Annotated in this window: 19 protein-coding genes; 4 read left to right on the top strand and 15 right to left on the bottom strand. The window is 64.6% G+C overall.

Going from position 1 to position 19,575, the window contains the following annotated elements; genetic code table 11:
• Positions 1-10 precede the first annotated feature (10 nt).
• From Q6A48_RS04640 to Q6A48_RS04625, 4 genes are read right to left on the bottom strand one after another with little or no spacing between them, the layout of a single operon-like run.
• On the bottom strand, positions 11-694 hold the full coding sequence (locus tag Q6A48_RS04640) for a glutathione S-transferase family protein (protein WP_304552405.1): 684 nt from the start codon (positions 692-694) through the stop codon (positions 11-13).
• A complete protein-coding gene (locus tag Q6A48_RS04635) occupies positions 691-1,212 on the bottom strand; it encodes a GNAT family N-acetyltransferase (RefSeq protein ID WP_304552404.1) in 522 nt (173 codons plus the stop codon). Before Q6A48_RS04635 ends, Q6A48_RS04640 begins: the two co-directional genes overlap by 4 nt.
• Before the next feature lie 25 nt (positions 1,213-1,237).
• The gene (locus Q6A48_RS04630) at positions 1,238-2,677 is read right to left on the bottom strand and encodes an NAD-dependent succinate-semialdehyde dehydrogenase (protein WP_304552403.1); all 1,440 of its coding nucleotides are present in this window, start codon (positions 2,675-2,677) and stop codon (positions 1,238-1,240) included.
• Between the two features lie 23 nt (positions 2,678-2,700).
• Complete coding sequence (locus Q6A48_RS04625; RefSeq protein WP_304552402.1) at positions 2,701-3,885, bottom strand: iron-containing alcohol dehydrogenase; 1,185 nt, start codon at positions 3,883-3,885, stop codon at positions 2,701-2,703.
• Positions 3,886-4,030: 145 nt separating this feature from the next.
• Here Q6A48_RS04625 and Q6A48_RS04620 point away from each other — a divergent pair, with 145 nt between their 5' ends.
• On the top strand, positions 4,031-4,801 hold the full coding sequence (locus Q6A48_RS04620) for an alpha/beta fold hydrolase (RefSeq protein ID WP_304552401.1): 771 nt from the start codon (positions 4,031-4,033) through the stop codon (positions 4,799-4,801).
• Positions 4,802-4,992: 191 nt separating this feature from the next.
• Here Q6A48_RS04620 and ppnN read toward each other — a convergent pair whose 3' ends face one another.
• Entirely contained in the window at positions 4,993-6,366 is a 1,374-nt protein-coding gene (ppnN, locus tag Q6A48_RS04615) for a nucleotide 5'-monophosphate nucleosidase PpnN (RefSeq protein ID WP_053143706.1), read from the bottom strand.
• Between the two features lie 217 nt (positions 6,367-6,583).
• Here ppnN and Q6A48_RS04610 point away from each other — a divergent pair, with 217 nt between their 5' ends.
• Positions 6,584-7,117: a DUF3087 family protein gene (locus Q6A48_RS04610; protein WP_304552398.1), complete on the top strand. Its 534-nt coding sequence runs from the start codon at positions 6,584-6,586 to the stop codon at positions 7,115-7,117.
• Positions 7,118-7,235: 118 nt separating this feature from the next.
• Positions 7,236-7,994 (top strand): OBAP family protein, encoded by a 759-nt coding sequence (locus Q6A48_RS04605; RefSeq protein ID WP_304552397.1) that lies wholly within the window; start codon positions 7,236-7,238, stop codon positions 7,992-7,994.
• A 147-nt stretch (positions 7,995-8,141) separates the two neighbouring features.
• On the opposite strand, the gene Q6A48_RS04600 is transcribed toward Q6A48_RS04605, so the two are convergent.
• The 7 genes from Q6A48_RS04600 to Q6A48_RS04570 all read right to left on the bottom strand — a co-directional run bounded on the left by Q6A48_RS04600 (position 8,142) and on the right by Q6A48_RS04570 (position 16,413).
• The gene (locus Q6A48_RS04600; RefSeq protein ID WP_304552395.1) at positions 8,142-8,324 is read right to left on the bottom strand and encodes a con-10 family general stress protein; all 183 of its coding nucleotides are present in this window, start codon (positions 8,322-8,324) and stop codon (positions 8,142-8,144) included.
• Positions 8,325-8,539: 215 nt separating this feature from the next.
• The gene (locus Q6A48_RS04595; protein WP_042730354.1) at positions 8,540-9,103 is read right to left on the bottom strand and encodes an ATP-dependent Clp protease proteolytic subunit; all 564 of its coding nucleotides are present in this window, start codon (positions 9,101-9,103) and stop codon (positions 8,540-8,542) included.
• Positions 9,104-9,205: 102 nt separating this feature from the next.
• On the bottom strand, positions 9,206-10,261 hold the full coding sequence (locus Q6A48_RS04590; protein ID WP_304552394.1) for a DNA topoisomerase IB: 1,056 nt from the start codon (positions 10,259-10,261) through the stop codon (positions 9,206-9,208).
• A gap of 622 nt (positions 10,262-10,883) precedes the next feature.
• Complete coding sequence (modC, locus tag Q6A48_RS04585) at positions 10,884-11,963, bottom strand: molybdenum ABC transporter ATP-binding protein (protein WP_304552393.1); 1,080 nt, start codon at positions 11,961-11,963, stop codon at positions 10,884-10,886.
• Positions 11,964-11,966: 3 nt separating this feature from the next.
• Positions 11,967-12,647: a molybdate ABC transporter permease subunit gene (gene modB, locus Q6A48_RS04580; protein WP_304552390.1), complete on the bottom strand. Its 681-nt coding sequence runs from the start codon at positions 12,645-12,647 to the stop codon at positions 11,967-11,969.
• Complete coding sequence (modA, locus tag Q6A48_RS04575) at positions 12,648-13,400, bottom strand: molybdate ABC transporter substrate-binding protein (RefSeq protein ID WP_304552388.1); 753 nt, start codon at positions 13,398-13,400, stop codon at positions 12,648-12,650. It abuts the gene before it with no gap.
• Positions 13,401-15,339: 1,939 nt separating this feature from the next.
• Positions 15,340-16,413: an NAD(P)H-dependent flavin oxidoreductase gene (locus tag Q6A48_RS04570; protein ID WP_304552387.1), complete on the bottom strand. Its 1,074-nt coding sequence runs from the start codon at positions 16,411-16,413 to the stop codon at positions 15,340-15,342.
• A 145-nt stretch (positions 16,414-16,558) separates the two neighbouring features.
• On the opposite strand from Q6A48_RS04570, the gene Q6A48_RS04565 reads away from it, so the two are divergent.
• Positions 16,559-17,047 carry a GyrI-like domain-containing protein gene (locus tag Q6A48_RS04565; protein WP_304552386.1) on the top strand — a complete coding sequence of 163 codons (489 nt, stop codon included), beginning with the start codon at positions 16,559-16,561 and terminating at the stop codon, positions 17,045-17,047.
• Here the strand turns inward: Q6A48_RS04565 and ada are convergent.
• The 3 genes from ada to Q6A48_RS04550 form a co-directional block, all read right to left on the bottom strand.
• Positions 17,011-18,084, bottom strand: coding sequence for a bifunctional DNA-binding transcriptional regulator/O6-methylguanine-DNA methyltransferase Ada (gene ada, locus Q6A48_RS04560; RefSeq protein WP_304552384.1), 1,074 nt, complete (start codon positions 18,082-18,084; stop codon positions 17,011-17,013). The two genes, Q6A48_RS04565 and ada, sit on opposite strands and share 37 nt — an antisense overlap.
• 88 nt (positions 18,085-18,172) lie before the next feature.
• Complete coding sequence (gene alkB, locus Q6A48_RS04555) at positions 18,173-18,853, bottom strand: DNA oxidative demethylase AlkB (protein WP_304552382.1); 681 nt, start codon at positions 18,851-18,853, stop codon at positions 18,173-18,175.
• Positions 18,840-19,562, bottom strand: a complete 723-nt coding sequence (locus tag Q6A48_RS04550) for a 2OG-Fe(II) oxygenase (protein WP_304552381.1) — start codon at positions 19,560-19,562, stop codon at positions 18,840-18,842. Before Q6A48_RS04550 ends, alkB begins: the two co-directional genes overlap by 14 nt.
• Positions 19,563-19,575 lie beyond the last annotated feature (13 nt).

Below are 19,575 nucleotides of genomic sequence, written 5' to 3'. Positions count from 1 at the left end.
TTCCCTGGGTTCAGGGAGCGATGCGGGGATCGAACTCGTCCTTGATCAGGCCGAAGGTTTCATACCCCGGGTGCTCCGACAGGCACGCATAGGGGCTTTGCCACCCTGGCAGGCGGGCGATCCGGCCCAGCCAGGCGACGACGGTCTCGGGCAACTCGACCTGGGCCTGGTTGCTCCAGAACAGGTAGCCCGCCAGGGAGAAGTCGGCGATCGACAGTTCATCATCGAGGATGTAGCGACGACCGTCGCGCAGTTCCCTGTCGAGCCGGCCGACGTCTTCCTTGAAACGACTGGCCAGCCATTGCACCGCGCCTGGCGGGTAGTCATCCGGGAAGTAGTTGCGGGCCAGGCGCAGATGGGGCAACGACAGCCCGATCTTGTTGGCCTCCCACATCAGCCATTCCTTGCAGGTGACGGTGCCCCGGCGCCCGCTGCCACCGAACAGCCCCAGGGTATCGGCGAGCTCGATCAGGATGGCGTTGGACTGCACGTAGTGCGCATCGCCGATGGTCACCAGCGGCACCTCGCCGAAACGCGCCAGGCTCAACGTCCTGAAAGGCTCGGGCCGGGCATCTCGCTCGACGAGAATATCCACTTGCCGATAGGTGTAGGCCACCTTGGCCACATCCAGCATCAACTTGACCTTGTAGCTGTGTCCGGACTCCGGGTGGCCGTACAGGGTAATCGCCGTCATGGTGTCTGCTCCTCGCGGGTATGGGTCATCCAGTGGACGTCGATCCAGCCGATCGGCGTATCGATCGCCTGGGGCCAGAGCCCGATGTCCTTGAAGCCGGCTTTGCGATAGCAATTGATCGCCAGCAGGTTTTCCTTCTTCACGCCGAGGTCGACCCGGGCGACGTTGAAGCGGTCGTAGGCCAGGGTCAGGGCCTGGCGCAGGATGGCCTGGCCATGACCCTTGCCGCGCGCGTCGGGGTCGCCGATGAGGATTCGCGCAAAGCGCAGGGACAAGTGCGGCCAGATGTCCGAGAACTCGATATGGCCGATCAGCTTTCCAGTCTGGTCGAGCACCCCGTACAGGCTGCGCCACGGGTAGCGCTCGCCGGCTTTGTCCAGGTAGCGCTGCAGCTGTTCCTTGTCCAACGGGTAGGTGAAGGTCGCGCCGGCCCAGAGCGACAAGGTCTGCGGTCCATCGATCCAGGACATGAGCGTGTCGAAGTCGCTTGCCTGGAAGGGTCTGAGGGTAAAGTTCATGGTGATGCCTCCATTGCAGCACGCGTCAGGGCCGGGTCAGTTCGCTGATCAGGACGGTCGACAGGTAGCTGTCGTAGGTCTCGCTGCCGCCCTCGCTGCCGTAGCCACTGTCCTTGATGCCGCCGAACGGCGTCTCCGGCATGCCCAGGCCATAGTGGTTGATCGAGATCATGCCGGCTTCCAGGCCGTCGGCGAGCTGGGCGCATTCCGTGCGGTCCTCGCTGAAGCCGTACGCGGCCAAGCCATAGGGCAGCCCGTTGGCCACGTCGATCACGCTGTCCAGGTCGCTGAAGGCAACCACGGGCACGACCGGGCCGAAGGGTTCTTCCTGCATCAGCCGGGCGGTCAGGGGCACGTTGGCGAGGATCGTCGGCGGGAAGTAGTTTCCGGGCCGGTCGAGCCGGCGGCCGCCCATCACCAGGCTTGCGCCTTGGGCCAGGCTGTCGTCGACGAGGGCTTGCAGGCGTGGAATCTGGCGAGCGTTGCACAAGGGCCCCATCCGGGTCTCGGGGGCCATGCCGTCACCCACCTGGACCCGTCGGGTTTTCTCGACCAGCGCCGTCATGAAGTCATCGATCACGGATGCGTGGACGAAGAAGCGTGAAGGCGAGATGCAGATCTGCCCGGCGTTACGGAATTTCGCATCCACCAGCACGCTGCTCACTTTGTCGATGTTGCTGCTGGGGCAGACGATCACCGCAGCGTGGCCGCCCAGCTCCATGCTGACCCTTTTCATCTTCGCCCCGGCCTGGGCCGCGAGTTTCTTGCCCACGGCGATGGAGCCGGTGAAGGACACCTTGGCGATCACGTCGGAGTCGATCAGGTAGCTGGAAATCCGTTCGGGGTCGCCCCAGACCAGGTTCAGGCAACCGTCAGGCAACCCGGCCCGCTGGAAGATATCGGCGAGTGCCGCGACGGCCGACGGCGCTTCCTCCGGGCCCTTGAGGATCAACGTGCAACCGGCGCCCAGGGCGGCGCAGATCTTGCGAATCGCCTGGTTGAAAGGGAAGTTCCAGGGCGTGAACGCACAACACACGCCCACCGGCCGCTTGACCACCGATTGCCGTACCTTGGGATTGCGGGCGGGAACCAGTCGTCCATACAGTCGCTTGCATTCTTCGGCGTGCCATTTGGCATGTTCGGCGCAGAAACGCACCTCCGCCAGGGCTTCGGCCAGGGGCTTGCCCTGGTCCAGGGTGATCAGCGCCGCGATCGATTCGGCTTCGTCCAGGATGATCCGGTAGGCCTCATAGAGCACTTTGCTCCGCGTTTCGGCGCTGCTGACCTTCCAGTGCGTGAACGCCTGCTGCGCGGCTTGCAGGGCGTGGTCCAGGTCGTCGTGGTCGGCGCAGGCCACGCGTCCGATCCGCTGGTGGTCGCTGGGGTTGATGATGTCGATGCCGGGGCGGTCCCCTTCGGGGTAGCGCCACTGGCCATTGATGAACAAACCGATGTCCTTGTACATGGGGCCTCCTTGAAAGTGCCCGGTCAATGTCCGGACCAGGCGTTGTCGATGATGGTTTTGTAGTCGTGTACCGACAGGGGTTGCGGGTTCGTCCGGGCGGTCGGGTCCGCGACGGCCAGGCGCGCCATGAGGTCGGCATCGAAAGGGCCTTGGATGATGTCGCGCAGCCGCCGGGGAATGCCCACGCTGGCCAGGAAATCCTCGAGCCAGGCGACAAAGGATGCGTAGCCTGGCTGTGCCAGGCCCAGGCTCTGGCAGAGTCGCTCCAGCTTGGCTTCGATCACCGGCCGGTTGTGGGCGACCACATAGGGCAACAGCACGCCATTGGTCAGTCCATGGTGGGTGCCATACGCGCCGCCGATGGAGTGGCTGATGGCATGCACGGCCCCCAGCCCCTTGTGAAAGGCCACGGCCCCCATCAGGGCCGCGGCGCTCAGGTGGCAGCGGGCCTGGAGATGGCTGCCGTCCTGGACCGCGATGGGCAACCACTGCTTGATCAGGTGCATGGCCTGGAGCGCGATGCCGTCGCCCATGGGATGGAAACTGTTGGCGCAGTACGCTTCGAAGGCATGGGAAAAGGCGTCGATCCCCACCGCGGCGGTGACCGCCGCCGGTACCGTCAGGGTCAGGGCCGGATCGACGATCACCAGGGAGGACAGCATCTTGGGGTGGAAGATCAGCCGCTTGCGGTTTTCCTGGCTGTCCAGCAACACGGCGGCCCGGCCCACTTCGGCGCCGGTGCCTGCGGTGGTCGGCACGCTGATGATCGGCGGCACGTCGGCATTGGCCGCCTGCCACCGGTTGGGCAGGCTTTCGAAGGTCCAGATCGGCTGGGTCTGCACGGCCATGAAGGCGATCGCCTTGGCCAGGTCCAGGGCGCTCCCGCCGCCGATCCCGACCACCATGTCCCGGGCATATTCATTGAAGGTGCCGACGCCCTGGGCGAGCATGTCGGTGTCCGGGTCGGGGCGGAAACTGGAGAAAATCTTCAGGTCGATGCCCGATTGCGTGCAGCGTTCCAGGGCTCGCACGATCGATGGGTGTTCCACCAGCATCGCGTCAATGACCACCAGCGGCCGGTGCCGGCCGAGGAGTGCGCAGCCGTTGACCAGGTCATCGATCCGTTCGACACCGAACCAGATCGGCGTGGGGTAGCTCCAGTCGACATGGAACGATTGGGTATTGAATAGCGGGTTGTCTGTCTGCATGTGTCCCTCCTTTTGGGTCTTTTTAGGGCGATCACAAAGCAGATACAACGCACAAAAGCTGAACCCAGGATTTAGAAAAAATGACCTGAGGATGCCGGCGCAGCGCTTAAGCTCGGGTCGGGATCGATCCTTGGAAGGTGCGCCGATGGTGGAGTTGATTGAGCTGGAGGCAGAAGGGCAGGCCTGCCTGGTACTGATACACGGCACGGCAGGAAATCCGCGCTCCACCTGGGCGTCATTCGCCAGTCACCTGGACGGTCATCGGGTCCTGGCCGTCGACTTGTCGCGGCTGGAGCAAGGGCGTGGCGCGGAACAGACCCTCGATGGGCTCGGCCAGTTGATTGCCGCAGGGGTTCGCGACCGTGTCAGCGCAGGGGTCCACCTGGTGGGCTATTCGCTGGGGGCTGCGGTGGCGATCGAAGTGGCGAGCGTGCTTGGGCCGCAGGTGCTGTCGCTGAGCCTGCTCGCGCCCTTCGACAACGCCCGTGATCCGCAGGTGCGGCGCAACTTTGGCTATTGGCAACGGCTGTTGGAGGACCATCCGAGGAAACTGGCGGCCGAGCTCGTGACCCGCGGTTTTTCCGTCCCGTGCCTGAGGGCGATGTCGGCCGCCCAGGTCGCCACCCGCATCGAGGATTTCCATCAACGGGTCCATTGGCCGGCCGTTGCCGCCCAGATGGTGCTCAACCTGGCGTTGGACGTCTCGCCGCGATTGGCGCGGCTCGAATGCCCGACGGCCGTCATCGTTGGCCTGGACGACCGGTTGATCCCGCCCTCGGTGAGCGTTTCCGTGTATCGCCAACTGCCCCGCGGCCAGCTGTTTTCATTGCCATGCGGGCACTTGCTGCTTGCCGAAGACCCTCACGGTGTGGCACGGATTGTCCAACGGTTCGTCACCGATGGGCGAGGCCGCTGACGCCCGCTCAAGGAAGAGGTTGGCAGGACCGACGCCATCGCGAGCAGGCTCGCTCCCACATGGGATGGGGGGTGGGTGTGATGCTTCGACAACACTCGAACCCACTGTGGGAGCGAGCCTGCTCGCGATAGCGGAGGACCAGCGACAATGACGCCGCTGGCCCGACGCCTTCGCCGGCCAGGAAAAACCCGTCAGGTCACCACGCGATAGCACGGGACATACGCCGCGCCGCCGGGCAGTTTCATGCGGTGCTGGGCGACGAAGGCCTGGAGCAGGCGGTCCAGAGGTTCCATGATGGCGGGGTCGCCGTGGATCTCGTACGGCCCGTGCTCCTCGATCAGGCGGATGCCCTTGTCCTTGACGTTGCCCGCCACGATGCCCGAGAACGCCCGGCGCAAGTTGGCGGCCAGTTCGTGGGGAGGCAGGTCGCGGCTCAGGCCCAGGCTGGCCATGTTGGCGTGGGTCGGGTCGAAGGGGCGCTGGAAGCCTTCGTCGATCTTCAGCAGCCAGTTGAAGTGGAACGCGTCGTTGCGCTCGCGGCGGAACTGCTTGACCTCCTTGAGGCCCTGGGTCATCTGCCGGGCCACTTCGGCCGGATCGTCGATGATGATCTGGTAATGCTTCTGTGCCGCCTCGCCCAGGGTCGCGCCGACAAACGCGTGCAACTGGTCGAGGTACGGCGCCGCGCTTTTCGGCCCGGTGAGGACCACCGGGAAGGGCAGGTCCTGGTTGGACGGGTGCATCAGGATGCCCAGCAGGTAGAGGAACTCTTCCGCCGTGCCGGCACCGCCCGGGAAGATGATGATGCCGTGGCCGACGCGGACGAAGGCCTCCAGGCGCTTCTCGATGTCCGGCAGGATCACCAGCTCGTTGACGATCGGGTTCGGCGCTTCGGCGGCGATAATGCCCGGCTCGGTCAGGCCCAGGTAGCGCCCACCGTGGATGCGCTGCTTGGCGTGGGCAATGGTGGCGCCCTTCATCGGCCCCTTCATCACCCCCGGACCGCAGCCGGTGCAGATGTCCAGGCTGCGCAGGCCCAGTTCGTGGCCGACTTTCTTGGTGTACTTGTATTCCTCGGTGTTGATCGAATGTCCGCCCCAGCACACGACGATCTTCGGCTCCACGCCCGGACGCAGGGTGCGGGCGTTGCGCAGCAGGTGGAAGACGTAGTCGCTGATGCCCTGGGACGAGCTGAGGTCGATGCGCTGGCTGTCCAGTTCGTTTTCGGTGTAGACGATGTCGCGCAGGGCGCTGAAGAGCATTTCCCGGGTGCTGGCGATCATCTCACCGTCGACGAAGGCATCGGCCGGTGCGTTCAGCAGTTCCAGGCGCACGCCGCGGTCCTGCTGGTGAATGCGGATCTCGAAGTCCTTGTAGGCTTCGAGGATGGTCTTGGCGTTGTCGACATGGGCGCCGGTATTGAGGATAGCCAGGGCGCACTGGCGGAAGAGGGTGTAGATGCTGCCGGAACCGGCTTCGCTCAGTTGCTGGACTTCGCGCTGGGACAAGGTCTCCAGGCTGCCCTTCGGGCTCACCGAGGCATTGATTACATGTCTTTGAGTCATTCAGCTTTCCTTGAAAACGATGCCGTACACACGGCGACGGCATCTTGAAAAATACGTCCACACAGAAAGATCGCACGATCCTTGCGGTATCGCCATGGACTTTGATCCGGATCCCTCGGGTCGGTTGCAACACAAAATGCGCCCCAGCATAGCTAAATCGACCGGGCAGGCGATAATGCGCGACTCTTTTCATGCCGTACAAGGAAATTGCGCCGCGATGTTCGAGATCAAACCGTGGGACGCCGGGTCCTACCGGCAACAGACCCGCCGCAGTACGTTCATCCTCGCCGTGACGTTCCTGGCACTGGCGATGCTGCTCTCCAGCCTGGCCGTGCTGCTGTTCGGCACGCCCGGCGGCGATAACTTTCGCTTCAATCTCGGTGGCGTGATCGTCGCGGTATTGGCGATGGCCGCGCTGATGCGCGGGTATTTCTGGTCCCAGCCGTGGATGGCCGCGGCGGTGTACGGCTGGCAGCTCAAGCGCAGCCTGATGAGCGTCACCAACGTCATGCACCAGGTGAAGGCTGGCGTGCAGGCCGGTGAACCGGCGGCCATGAAACTGTTGCGGTTCTACCACTTGGGCCTGGTCCAGATGCATGAGCTGGACGCCAACTCCAGCGACCAGGGCTCGCTGGCGCGTGAAGCCGATGAGCATCTGGCGAGGATGCAGGCGCTAGGGCTGGCCGGCGAACAGTCGCGCCTGGACCCGGCCTGGATCGAGGCGGTGAAACGCCGGCAGGTCGCACCCTGATCGACCCGGCGGCAGCTACCGTGCCGAGGGGCTCCGCTCGTCGGTTGGCGGTCAGGAAAAATCAAACCCGCGTGACCGAGCGTCTTTCTCATGTCCTGTCATGGACAGGAGAAACGACATGCCAGGTAAAAGCGTTTATGGAACGTGGGCCGTGCTTTGCGCGGCGGCTTTCGGCTTGACCGGTTGCGCCGGTGGCAACTCCGATTCGCCGGTGAGCGCGCCGGGGGCGACGAAAACGCCGACCACCGCGACCCTGGAAGCGGGTGCGGGGCTGATGCAGGACAAACCGCCGCTGCGGGCGCTCGATACCTACCTCGATGGCTTCCACTTCTATAACGGCCGGATGTCCGGGCAAATGGAAGCGCATCACTATTGCTCGGCCTTGAACGAAGAAGTGTTCCAGTGCGCCATTTTCGATGGCAATACGTCCGCCGCCAAATTGATGGGGGTGGAGTACATCATCAGCAAGCGCTTGTTCGAAGGTTTGCCGGCCGGTGAAAAGCAGCTCTGGCACAGTCATGTGCACGAGGTGAAGTCCGGGCAGTTGATTGCCCCCGGCATCCCCGAGGTCGCGGAAACCCGTTTGATGGAAAACCTGATCGGCACCTACGGAAAGACCTGGCACACCTGGCACACCGAATCGGGCCAGGCCCTGCCGTATGGCGTGCCGCAGTTGATGATGGGTTTTACCGCCGATGGCCAGATCGACCCCCAGCTTGTGCGTGAGCGCGACAGCCGGATGAACGTGGACAGTGAAGCCAGGAAACGTGCTCGCGCCTCTATCAAGTCCCCGGCGATCGATAGCGGGGCGGATGCCTGGCAGAAGGGGCAGGTATGGCAGGTGAAAGAACCGGCGGGGGTACACGGGCATGAATAACAACGGCAACATGACGGAAGGTCATAAGAGCCGGTTATTTGGTTTGATTAAACTAAGTTGGCTATTCAGATGTGCGGCGTGATGTTTAATTGAAACAATCCCGGCACCAGGGCGCAGCCAGGCTGCGCCCCAGCGGGTCTTCAGGGATTACGACTTTCTGCCACCGCCGCCTTGGCCGCGTTCGCTGCCTTTGCTGCCGGCGCCAGAGCCTTTCTGACGGTCGTTGGTGTTGTTGCCGCCCGACGCCTGTCCGCCTTTCTTACCGGCTTCAGATGCTTTCTCACGATCGTTTGCGAAGTTGCCTGGGTTTTTGTTTCCGCTGTTAGCCATTTCGAGAATCCTCATGGTGGTTTAAAGCGAGCAACGTGCCTCGCATTAACTGTGAAAGGCAAGCGGCGAGGTAAGTTTAAAAAATGCGTTGTACTGGCGACGAATGGTCATTCGTTCATAACTAAGAAAGTGTTTGCCGCTTCGCTTCGTAGTTGCAGACAAAGTCGGAGTTTTTATAAACACTGGGCTCAACATTGTTTAGCGATGCTGTTCATCTAATCTTCGCCGCCACTGACTTTCCAGTGCCTGGCATCGGCGGGGAACACCACCTGCTCGACCCGGTGGGCGATGCCGAAGGCCAGGGAGTTTTCCGCCGGGATGACCCGCTCCTCGTTGCACAGGCACTTGAAGATATCCAGTTGGGTGGCGGCCCCGGCGGTTTCCTTGACGTAGATCTCCACGTAGCGCGCCACGTCGTTGTCCAGGCTGGACAGATACTCGCGCAGGCGCGAGTGGTCCACCGATTTCTGGCCGAAATACCAATTCATGGGATGGATCAGGAAGCGTGAATGAGGCGTGGTGGTACGGTCGCTGGCCGCCAGGTACATGACGATGCCCATCGACTCGATATTACCGGCATTCACCGCACGTACCGGCACCGGGAGGGACTTGATGAAGGTGTAGAGGGTAAAGCCGAAGTTGGTGCTGCCGCCCACCGTGGACAGGTTGAGCATCAGCGAGTCCGCGCCTTTCTCGATGGCTTCCAGGCAATTGTCGCGAAAGCGCTCGGTGGTTCCCTGATCGATCTGGCAATGAAAATGGACAATGTGTTCGGACATCGGGGACTCCTGTCGATTTCACGCGTGAGTGTTGCGGGATCGTACAGTTGGGATTTCAGCGCGGGCGGGATGTTCCGGAGAGCGAACCGTCGCGGGTGACCGTCAGTACCCGAACTTCGACTCGCAGGCCTGTGTGGCTTGCGCCACCCGCTGCAGGAACATCGTCAGCCCGGCTTCCTCCTCGCTGAGGCCCTTGCGCACCCGGGGCTTGGGCAATTCCTTCAACGTGCCGAGCAGGAAGCCTTCCAGCACCGCAGGGTGAATGTAGCATTTACGACAGACACTTGGCGTGTTGCCCAATTGCCGGGCGACCTGCTTGACCATCTCGGCGACGTGTTTCTTCGCTTCGGTCTCGGTTTCCCAGCGCAACGCCCGCAGCCCGGCCAGGGCCGCCGCGCTGCCGGCCCACGTCCGGTAGTCCTTGGCGGTGAAGTCGGCGCCGGTGAGGGACTTGAGGTAGGCGTTGATGTCTGACGAACTGACGGTATGACGTTCGCCGTCCTCGTCCAGGTATTGGAAGAGGTTCTGCCCGGGGATTTCCTGGCAGCGCTTGATGATCCGCGCCAGGCGCCGGTCTTTCACGGTGATCTGGTGCTCGACCCCGCTCTTGCCCCGGAACTGGAAGGCGATGGCGCTGCCGTTGATCTCGACATGCTTGTTGCGCAGGGTGGTCAGACCGTAGGAGTGGTTTTCACGGGCGTATTGCGGATTACCAACCCGGATCAGGGTCACGTCCAGCAGGGTGATCACGGTCGCCAGGACCTTGTCGCGGCTGAAACCGGGCTGGGCCAGGACCTGCTCCAGGCGCTTGCGCAAACGGGGCAGGGCCCGGCCGAACTCCAGCATCCGCGAATACTTGTCCGCATCCCGCACCTCGCGCCAGCGCGGATGGTAGCGGTACTGCTTGCGACCACGGGCGTCCAGGCCGGTGGCCTGGAGATGACCGCGCGGGTCGGCGCAGATCCACACATCGGTGTAAGCCGGCGGCACCGCCAGGGCATTGATCCGCTGAACCTCCTGCGCATCGGTAATGCGCTGGCCCTGGGGATCGAAATAACAGAACTTGCCCCGCAACTTCTTGCGGGTGATACCAGGCGCCGTATCGTCCACATAATGCAGATCGGGCGGCAGGGCATCCGGTGAGAAAGTGTCGGGCATGAAAAAAATCCTTGGCAGCGAATCCGGTGGCCTATGGACTGATTGACCACGGGCTGAAGGGGGCGTGCCAAGTTTCTTGGATGGCCGGCAGGCCGCTATCGCGAGCAGGCTCGCTCCCACAGGGGGGGCGGCCGCAAGCGCTATGTTGGCTGATGGGCCGCCTTCGCGAGCAAGCTCGCTCCCACAAAGGAATTGGGGCACACCGCAAGAGCCAAGTCAGCTATAGGACCGCCTCGCTTTTGACCTTGACCTTGATCTTGATCTTGATCTTGATCTTGATCTTGACGCCCCATTAACCACGCTGGCCGAACGCAGGTCTTGCGCAGTGGGTAACCCGGCATGGATGCCGGGTTAGCCGCGCTGGGCCATGGATGGCCCTTCGCGGCGGCCCGCGGAGCAAGGCCTGCGTTCGGGCACACCGAGCCGTAGGCGAGGTGCCGAGTGGTGGGGCAAAGCGCTTTTGGTTACTTTTGGCGCTCCTCCAAAAGTGACCCGCCGTAAGGGCGGAACCGCCATCAGCCGTCACCGCAGCAACGGATATCCCCCCAATCTCAAGCAACACCTGCGCAGCAACGGATATCCCCCCAATCTCAAGCAGCACCCGCGCAGCAACGGATATGCCCTAAGCCAACACCGCCACCGCCTTGATCTGCGCCCAAAGCACCTGCCCCGAATGCAACCCCAACTGATCCCGGGAATACCGCGTGATACGCGCCAACAACGGCGTCCCCCCCGCATCCAGGCGGATCAACACATGGGCGGTATTGTCAGCGGCCAACTCGCTGACCACCGTGACCGGCAAGCGATTGAGAATGCTGGTCTGGGCATCGCTCGCCAGACTGAGGCTGACATCCCGCGCCTGGACCTTGAAGCGCAGCGGCTGCCCAAGGCCCAGCGGCGTGTGGGTCACACGGATGTTCAACTGACTGCCGGGCAGGTTCAGCGTCAGCAGCTGATAGGTCGGGTCATAGCCGCTGACCTTGCCCTGGATCATCACACCCGCGTCATCCCCCAGGGCCAGCGGCAGGTCGAGCCGGGCCAGGGTTTCGCCGATCGGGCCGCTCGCCAGGGCGCGACCGTCCTCGAGCAGGACGATGTGGTCGGCCAGGCGCGCCACTTCGTCCTGGGAGTGACTGACATACAGCACCGGGATGTCCAGTTCATCGTGTAGCCGTTGCAGGTAAGGCAGGATCTCGTTCTTGCGCCGGGTGTCGAGGGATGCCAGCGGCTCGTCCATCAGCAGCAGTTGCGGGCTGGTCAGCAAGGCGCGGGCGATCCCCACACGCTGGCGTTCGCCGCCGGACAGGTTGTGCGGCTGGCGATCGAGCAGGTGGCCGATGCCCAGTAGCTCGGTCGCCTGGTCCATTCCCACACGCCGCAGGCCGGGGGCGATGCGCTTGAGGCCGAACGCCAGGTTGTGCCGCACCGACAGGTGGGTGAACAGGCTCGCTTCCTGGAACACATAACCCAGGGGCCGTCGATGGGGCGGTACGAACACGCCACGTTCGCTGTCCTGCCAGACCTGGCCGTTGACCTCGATGAAGCCTTGCGCCGGTCGCTCCAGGCCGGCGATGCAACGCAGGCACGTGGTCTTGCCGGAGCCGGACTGGCCGTACAGCGCCGTCACGCCACGGCCCGGCAGTTGCACATCGAGGTCGAGGGAAAACGCTCCGCGGTCGAGCTGGAAACGCGCCTGAATCATCGATCAGCTCCAACCGGCGCGGCTGCGGCGACTGGAGTACAGCGCCAGCAGCACCACGAAAGAGAACACCAGCATGGCCGCGGCCAGCCAGTGGGCCTGGGCATATTCCAGGGCTTCGACATGGTCGTAGATCTGCACCGAGACCACCCGGGTCTTTTCAGGGATGTTGCCGCCAATCATCAGCACCACGCCGAACTCGCCGACGGTATGGGCGAAACCGAGGATCGCGGCGGTCACGAACCCCGGCCGGGCCAGGGGCAGGATGACGCTGAAAAACGTGTCCCAAGGGCCGGCCCGCAACGTGGCGGCGACTTCCAGCGGACGGCTGCCGATGGCGGCGAAGGCGTTTTGCAACGGCTGCACCACGAATGGCATGGAATAGATCACCGAGCCGATGACCAGCCCGGTGAAGCTGAAGGTGAGGGTGCCCAGCCCGAGGGCCTGGGTGAACTGGCCGATCCAGCCGTGCGGCCCCAACGCCAGCAGCAGGTAGAAACCGATGACCGTGGGGGGCAGCACCAATGGCAGTGCCACCACCGCGCCCACCGGCCCGCGCAGCCAGGACCGAGTCCGTGACAGCCACAGGGCGATGGGGGTGCCGACGAGCAGCAGGATCACCGTGGTCAACGACGCCAGTTTCAGGGTCAACCAGATGGCGGCGAAGTCGGCGGTGGTCAGGGGCATTTAGCGTTGGTAACCGTAGGCTTGGATAATGGCGGCGGCTTTCGGGCCCTTGAGGTACTCCACCAGCGCGGCGGCGGCGGGGTTGTCCCGGCCCTTGCTGAGGATCACCGCGTCCTGTTTGATCGGGTCGTGCAGGTTGGCCGGGACGATCCACGCCGAGCCGCTGGTCACCTTGCCATCCTTGTAGATCTGCGACAAGGCCACGAAGCCGAGTTCGGCGTTGCCGGTAGAGACGAACTGATAGGCCTGGGTGATGTTCTGGCCTTCGACGAGCTTGCCCTTGACCTGGGCGGCCAGCCCCAGCTTGTCCAGCACCTGGGTAGCGGCCAGGCCATAGGGCGCGGCTTTCGGATTGGCGATCGACAGGTGTTGGAACGTGTTGTCCTTGAGCACCTGGCCCTTGGCATCGACGTAGCCGTCCTTGGCCGACCACAGCGCCAGCGTGCCGATGGCGTAGGTGAAGCGCGAGCCCTTGATGGTGTCGCCTTCGCTGTCGAGCTTGGCCGGGGTGGTGTCATCGGCAGCGAGGAAGACTTCGAAGGGCGCGCCGTTCTTGATCTGCGTGTAGAACTGCCCGGTGGCGCCATAGGCCGCCACCAGCTTGTGGCCGGTGTCTTTTTCGAAGTCGGCGGCAATGGCCTGGATCGGCGCGGTGAAATTGGCGGCGACCGCCACTTGTACTTCATCGGCCTGGACCGTGCCGACGGCCAGGAAGGTGGTCAGCAACAACGGCAGGAAACGGGTGGGGCGCATTGGAAGACTCCGGCGTGGATGGGCTCGCTGTATACGGAAATATATAGCGAATGCCCGACAAACGGAATGCGACTTTTTGCGTCAGGCGCCGCGAGAAGAGACAGTGCCGGCTTCTTCGCGAGCAGGCTCGCTCCCACACGGGATCTCGGTTGCTCACAAACCCGCGGCCCAGCCCAAATCCCTGTGGGAGCGGGCTTGCCCGCGAAGGCGCCGGCACTAGCGACATCCATGCAAGCTGACCCACCGCCATCGCGAGCAGGCTCGCTCCCACACTGGATCTCGGCTGCTCACAAATCGGCGGTCCAGCCCAAATCCCTGTGGGAGCGGGCCTGCCCGCGAAGGCGGCGGCACAGGCGACATCAAGGCAAGCTGACCCACCGCCATCGCGAGCAAGCTCGCTCCCACACGGGATCTCGGTTGCTCACAAACCCGCGGCCCAGCATAAATCCCCTGTGGGAGCGGGCCTGCCCGCGAAGGCGTCGGCACAGACGATATCGAGGCAAGCTGACCCACCGCTTTCGCGAGCAAGCCCGCTCCCACAGTGGTTCTCGGTGGCTCACAAACCCGCGGCCCAGCACAAATCCCCCGTGGGAGCGGGCCTGCCCGCGAAGGCGTCGGCACAGGCGATATCAATGTAAGCTGACCCACCGCTTTCGCGAGCAAGCCCGCTCCCACAGTGGTTCTCGGTGGCTCACAAACCCGCGGCCCAGCACAAATCCCCCGTGGGAGCGGGCCTGCCCGCGAAGGCGCCGACACAGACGATATCGAGGCAAGCTGACCCACCGCCATCGCGAGCAAGCTCGCTCCCACAGGGGACCTCGGTTGCTCACAAACCCGCGGCCCAACACAAATCCCCTGTGGGAGCGGGCCTGCCCGCGAAGGCGTCGGCACAGACGATATCGATGCAAGCTGACCCACCGCCATCGCGAGCAAGCTCGCTCCCACACTGGATCTCGGTTGCTCACAAACCCGCGGCCCAGCACAAATCCCCTGTGGGAGCGGGCTTGCCCGCGAAGGCGTCGGCACAGGCGACATCGATGCAAGCTGATCCACCGCCATCGCGAGCAAGCTCGCTCCCACACTGGATCTCGGTTGCTCACAAACCCGCGGCCCAGCACAAATCCCCTGTGGGAGCGGGCCTGCCCGCGAAGGCGCCGGCACAGACGACATCCATGCAAGCTGACCCACCGCTATCGCGAGCAAGCTCGCTCCCACATTGGATGTCGGTTGTCCTGCAAACCCCGGCCCAGCACAAATCCCCTGTGGGAGCGGGCTTGCCCGCGAAGGCGTCTGCACAGGCGACATCGAGGCAAGCTGATGCACTGCTTTCGCGAGCAGGCTCGCTCCCACACTGGATCTCGGTTGCTCACAAACCCGCAGCCCAGCACAAATCCCTGTGGGAGCGGGCCTGCCCGCGAAGGCGTCGGCACAGACGATATCGAGGCAAGCTGACCCACCGCCATCGCGAGCAAGCTCGCTCCCACAGTGGTTCCCGGTTGCTCACAAACCTGCGGTCCAGCCAAAATCCCTGTGGGAGCGGGCCTGCCCGCGAAGGCGCCGGCACAGGCGATATCCATGCAAACTGACCCACCGCCATCGCGAGCAAGCCCGCTCCCACACTGGTTCTCGGTGGCTCACAAACCCGCGGCCCAGCACAAATCCCCTGTGGGAGCGGGCTTGCCCGCGAAGGCGTCGGCCCAGGCGACATCCAGGCAAGCTGACCCACCGCTTTCGCGAGCAAACCCGCTCCCACAGTGATTCCCGGTTGCTCACAAACCTGCGGCCCACCGCCAATCCCCTGTGGGAGCGGGCTTGCCCGCGAAGGCGTCGGCCCAGGCGACATCCAGGCAAGCTGACCCACCGCCATCGCGAGCGGGCTCGCCCACATTGGACCGCGTGCCATCATCCGGTGGAAGCGAGACCTTGTGGGCGCTTGCCTTCAGCCCCGGCCAAACCCGCTGAGCCGCGCCAACGTCTCATCAGCCAACCGGCGGGTCAGCTCGCCCGCCGGCAACTCGCGGCCCATGGGAAACGCCTGGCCGGCCCAGAGGTTGCTGAAATCGGCCTCGTCCTTGGCGCGCAGCGGCATCAGCGCGCCGCCGGCCAGAGGAAAGGCCGGCGCCAGGGGGCTCATCGGGCCCACTTCGCGCATGACCCGGTTGACGATGCCCCGCGCCGGGCGGCCGGTGAACAGGTTGGTCACGGCGGTCTGGCTTTCCTTGGCCGTGCGCAGTGCGCGGTGATGGGAGGCGCTGACCCTGGCCTCGGGGGTGAACAGGTAGGCGCTGCCCAATTGCACCGCCGATGCGCCCAGGGCAAACGCCGCGACGATGCCTCGCGCATCGCCGATGCCGCCGGTGGCGATCACCGGCACCTTGACCGCGTCCACCACCTGCGGCAGCAAGGCGAACAGGCCCACCTGGGTATTGAGGTCATCGCTGAGGAACATCCCGCGATGGCCGCCGGCCTCATAGCCCATGGCGATGATCGCGTCGCAACCTTGCTGTTCCAGCCAGACCGCCTCTTCGACGGTGGTGGCCGACGAGAGGATCTTCGCGCCGGTGGCCTTGACCCGCTCCAGCAAGGCTTTTTCCGGCAAGCCGAAGTGGAAGCTGACCACCTTGGGCCGCATCTGCTCCAGCACGCGGCAGGCCGCATCGTCGAATGGCGTGCGATTGGACACGGGTGTCGGCGCGTCGAAATCGGCGCCCAGTTCCTGGTAGTAGGGTTTGAGCCGTTGCTTCCAGGCGTCGGCGCGTTGGGCATCGAACGCCGGTGGCTGGTGGCAGAAGAAATTCACGTTGAACGGCTTGTCGGTCTGTTCGTTGATGGTCGTCAGGGCCTGGCGCAGTTGTTCGACGTCCAGCATCGCCGCGGGCATCGAGCCCAGGCCACCGGCATTGCAGGTGGCGACCACCATGGACGGCCCGGTGACCCCGGCCAGCGGCCCCTGGATGATGGGCAACTCGATACCGAGCAGGTCAAGGATGCGGGTGTCTGGCCACTGGCTCATGTGCGGGTCTCCGACGGCAGAAGGAAACAGTGTTTTTAACAGGTGTGACAGGGCCAGGGCCAGTCGAGTTTTTCGATCCGCCGGGGTGCTTGATCCCGACAGCGAGCGGGTTACCATGCCGGTTCACTCACAAGGAGCCTGACGCATGGACGTAAAACTCAAGACCGTCGAACCTTTCCGCGTTGCCGGTTTGCAAGTGCGCACCCGCAACGTCGACGAGCAGCAGCCGGACACGGCCAGGATCGGCCCGATGTGGCAGCGATTCTTCACCGAGGGCCTGTTCGATACCATCCCTGCCAGGCAGTCGGAATCGTTCGTCTACGGGGTGTATTCCAATTACGAGTCCGATGCCACCGGCCACTTCGATGTGACGGCGGGCGTGCAGGTCGATGCGACGAGCCCGGGCTACCCCGCCGTGGACATCGAGGGCGGGGATTACCTGGTGTTCTCGGCCAAGGGGCCGATGCCCGACTGCGTGATCCAGGCCTGGGGCCTGATCTGGGCGTACTTCGCCGACAACCCGCAAGCCGTGCGCCGTTTCACCACCGATTTCGAGGTCTACAGCGGCCCTGAATCGGTGGCGATCTACATCGGCGTTCAGTCCCCCGACGAGCGCTCCAGCGCCAGCAACTGACGCTTGCGCTCCACGCCCCAGCGGTAGCCCGACAGGTTGCCGTCGCTGCGCACCACCCGGTGGCAAGGGATCGCCACCGCCAGGCTGTTGGCACCGCAGGCCTGGGCCACCGCGCGCACGGCCTTGGGCAGGCCGATGCGCTGGGCGATCTCGGCGTAGCTGGCGGTGCTGCCGGCGGGAATGTCCCGCAGGGCTTGCCAGACTCGTTCCTGGAACGCCGTGCCGCGCACGTCCAGAGGCAGGTCCAGGCCCAGTGCCGGCGCTTCGACGAAGCCCACCACCTGGGCGATCAATTGCTCGAACTCCCGGTCGGCGCCGATGAGGTTGGCGCGGCGGAACTTGTCCTGCAGGTCCCGCACCAGGGCGTCCGGGTCGTCGCCCAGCAGGATCGCGCACACGCCACGCTCGCTCTGGGCCACCAGGATCGCCCCGAGGGAGCATTGGCCGACGGCAAAGCGAATGTCGGTGTTCTGCCCGGCGGCGCGGTAGTCGGTGGGTTTCATGCCCAGCACCTGGTCGGCGGCTGCATAGAAACGGCTGTTGGAATTGAACCCGGCATCGTACAGCGCGTCGGTGATGCTGCCGCCATCGGCCAGGCGTTCGCGCACCTTGCGTGAGCGGTGGGCAGCGGCGTAGCCCTTGGGCGTCAGTCCCGTGACCGCCTTGAACACCCGATGAAAATGAAACGGGCTTAGGCCTGCGTGCTGCGCCAGCTCGGTCAGGCCGGGCAGGGTGTCGGCCGCCTCGATCTGCCGGCATGCACTGGCGATCCGCGCGGCTTGCTGGGCGGCGATCTGGGTCTGGTCGCGGGCGGCGCGCTTGCTCGGACGATAGCCCGCGGCCTCGGCCTGTTGCGCGGTGTCGAAGAACTCGACGTTGCGCGGGTTGGGCAGGCGCGAGAGGCTGCTGGGGTGGCAATAGATGCCGGTGGTCTTCACGCCGTAGACGAATTGCCCGTCGGCGCGCGGGTCGCGGGCGAGCACGGCGGCCCAGCGTGGGTCCTGGTCGGCGGCGAGGTGTTTCGAAGTGCTGTTCATGGTCGTTATGTCCATTGGCCCGTTTTGCCTACCGTAGCGAGCCTGCAAGGCGACGACACTCCGGGTCTTGCGGTCGAATCGCGGAGCCTCAACCGGCGGTGCGGAACGTCAGGTTGATCCGCTGGCTCCCCAGGCGCGGGTGCTGGCCGTCCTTGAGCGGCAGCACGCCGTGATAGCGCAACCGGTCGACGCCGCCCCAGACCACGGCGTCGCCATGGAACAGCGGGATGCGCTGGCTCTTGTCGCTGCGCTCGAACCCGCCGAACTGGAACACGGCCGGCAAGCCCAGGGATATCGAGACGATGGGCGCGTCGAGGGCCCGTTCGTCCTTGTCCTGGTGCAGCGACATCCGCGCGCCGGGCACGTAGCGGTTGATCAGGCAGGCGTCCGGCTCGAAGCCGTCGAAACCGGCCTGCCGGGCGGCAGCCTGGGCCAGTTCGCGGAACACGGCCGGCATCCCGGGCCAGGGCTGGCCGGTCTGTGGATCGTTGGTGGTATAGCGGTAGCCGCGGCGGTCGGTGGTCCAGCCCAAGGCGCCGCAACTGGTCAAGGCGACCGACATGGTGAAGCCGCCAGGGGTGACCATTTGCCGGAACGGCGCGGCCTGCAAGACCGTGTCCAGCGCGGGCAGCAGGCGCTCCAGCCACGCCAGGGCGAACCCGCGCAAGACGAACGCCTGCTGGCCGATGCGCTCGGTCTGGCCGGGCGGGGTGGGGGCCTGGTCGGCGAACAGGTCCGGGGTGAGCGGCGTGTCATTACTGCGCATCATGAAAGATGATTCCCAAGGTGTGCCGGCGACCGCTGTGCACGCGGCTGACGCCATGGCGCATGTTCACCCGATAATAACCGCGAACGCCCTTGACCGGTCGCTGGTGCACGGCAAACACCAGTGCATCGCCCTGTTTCAGATCGATGACCTGGGGCCGCGACTGCATGCGCGGGCGCTGTTCGGTCAGGACGAACTCGCCGCCGGTGAAGTCGCGACAAGGCTCCGACAGCAGGATCGCCACCTGCAACGGAAACACCTGTTCGCCGTACAGGTCCTGGTGCAGGCAGTTGTAGTCCTGCGGGCCGTATTGCAACAACAGGGGCGTGGGACGTTGTTGCCCGGCGGCATGGCAACGCTGGATGAAATCCAGGTGGGCGCCGGGGTAGCGCACGTTGAGGTCCATGCGTTCACTCCAGCGATTCGCCAGGGGCACCAGCCGCGGATACAAGGCTTCCCGCAGTGACTGGACGAGGTCGGGCAGCGGGTAGCGGAAATACTGGTATTCGCCGCGGCCGAACCCATGGCGGGCCATGATGACCCGGGAGCGGAACAGCCCGGGCTCGGCGTACAAGGCGCCGAGCCGCTGGCATTGCGGCGTCGATAACAGGTTGCGCAGCACGGCGCAGCCGTCCTGGTCGAGCGCCTGTTCCATGGCGGGCCAGTCGAGGGTGTCGAGGCGGTGGGACAACGAAGGCGGGGTCGGCGGCATGATCACAATCCTG

The sequence above is a fragment of the Pseudomonas citrullilanati genome, assembly GCF_030580855.1.
Taxonomy (GTDB): Bacteria; Pseudomonadota; Gammaproteobacteria; order Pseudomonadales; family Pseudomonadaceae; genus Aquipseudomonas; species Aquipseudomonas citrulli.
The sequence above is the reverse complement of the archived record's forward strand: the minus strand, read 5'-3'. Positions and strand labels throughout refer to the sequence as shown.

Excerpts from the sequence above, each read along its gene's own strand:
- Q6A48_RS04625 (WP_304552402.1), bottom strand. The coding sequence starts at position 3,885 with ATGCAGACAGACAACCCGCTATTCAATACCCAATCGTTCCATGTCGAC.
- Q6A48_RS04550 (WP_304552381.1), bottom strand. The coding sequence starts at position 19,562 with ATGCCGCCGACCCCGCCTTCGTTGTCCCACCGCCTCGACACCCTCGAC.
- Q6A48_RS04610 (WP_304552398.1), top strand. The coding sequence starts at position 6,584 with ATGTTCGAGATCAAACCGTGGGACGCCGGGTCCTACCGGCAACAGACC.
- Q6A48_RS04570 (WP_304552387.1), bottom strand. The coding sequence starts at position 16,413 with ATGAGCCAGTGGCCAGACACCCGCATCCTTGACCTGCTCGGTATCGAG.
- Q6A48_RS04635 (WP_304552404.1), bottom strand. The coding sequence starts at position 1,212 with ATGAACTTTACCCTCAGACCCTTCCAGGCAAGCGACTTCGACACGCTC.
- Q6A48_RS04600 (WP_304552395.1), bottom strand. The coding sequence starts at position 8,324 with ATGGCTAACAGCGGAAACAAAAACCCAGGCAACTTCGCAAACGATCGT.
- modC (WP_304552393.1), bottom strand. The coding sequence starts at position 11,963 with ATGATTCAGGCGCGTTTCCAGCTCGACCGCGGAGCGTTTTCCCTCGAC.
- modA (WP_304552388.1), bottom strand. The coding sequence starts at position 13,400 with ATGCGCCCCACCCGTTTCCTGCCGTTGTTGCTGACCACCTTCCTGGCC.
- alkB (WP_304552382.1), bottom strand. The coding sequence starts at position 18,853 with ATGATGCGCAGTAATGACACGCCGCTCACCCCGGACCTGTTCGCCGAC.
- Q6A48_RS04630 (WP_304552403.1), bottom strand. The coding sequence starts at position 2,677 with ATGTACAAGGACATCGGTTTGTTCATCAATGGCCAGTGGCGCTACCCC.
- ada (WP_304552384.1), bottom strand. The coding sequence starts at position 18,084 with ATGAACAGCACTTCGAAACACCTCGCCGCCGACCAGGACCCACGCTGG.
- Q6A48_RS04640 (WP_304552405.1), bottom strand. The coding sequence starts at position 694 with ATGACGGCGATTACCCTGTACGGCCACCCGGAGTCCGGACACAGCTAC.
- ppnN (WP_053143706.1), bottom strand. The coding sequence starts at position 6,366 with ATGACTCAAAGACATGTAATCAATGCCTCGGTGAGCCCGAAGGGCAGC.
- Q6A48_RS04565 (WP_304552386.1), top strand. The coding sequence starts at position 16,559 with ATGGACGTAAAACTCAAGACCGTCGAACCTTTCCGCGTTGCCGGTTTG.
- Q6A48_RS04595 (WP_042730354.1), bottom strand. The coding sequence starts at position 9,103 with ATGTCCGAACACATTGTCCATTTTCATTGCCAGATCGATCAGGGAACC.
- Q6A48_RS04605 (WP_304552397.1), top strand. The coding sequence starts at position 7,236 with ATGCCAGGTAAAAGCGTTTATGGAACGTGGGCCGTGCTTTGCGCGGCG.
- modB (WP_304552390.1), bottom strand. The coding sequence starts at position 12,647 with ATGCCCCTGACCACCGCCGACTTCGCCGCCATCTGGTTGACCCTGAAA.
- Q6A48_RS04620 (WP_304552401.1), top strand. The coding sequence starts at position 4,031 with ATGGTGGAGTTGATTGAGCTGGAGGCAGAAGGGCAGGCCTGCCTGGTA.
- Q6A48_RS04590 (WP_304552394.1), bottom strand. The coding sequence starts at position 10,261 with ATGCCCGACACTTTCTCACCGGATGCCCTGCCGCCCGATCTGCATTAT.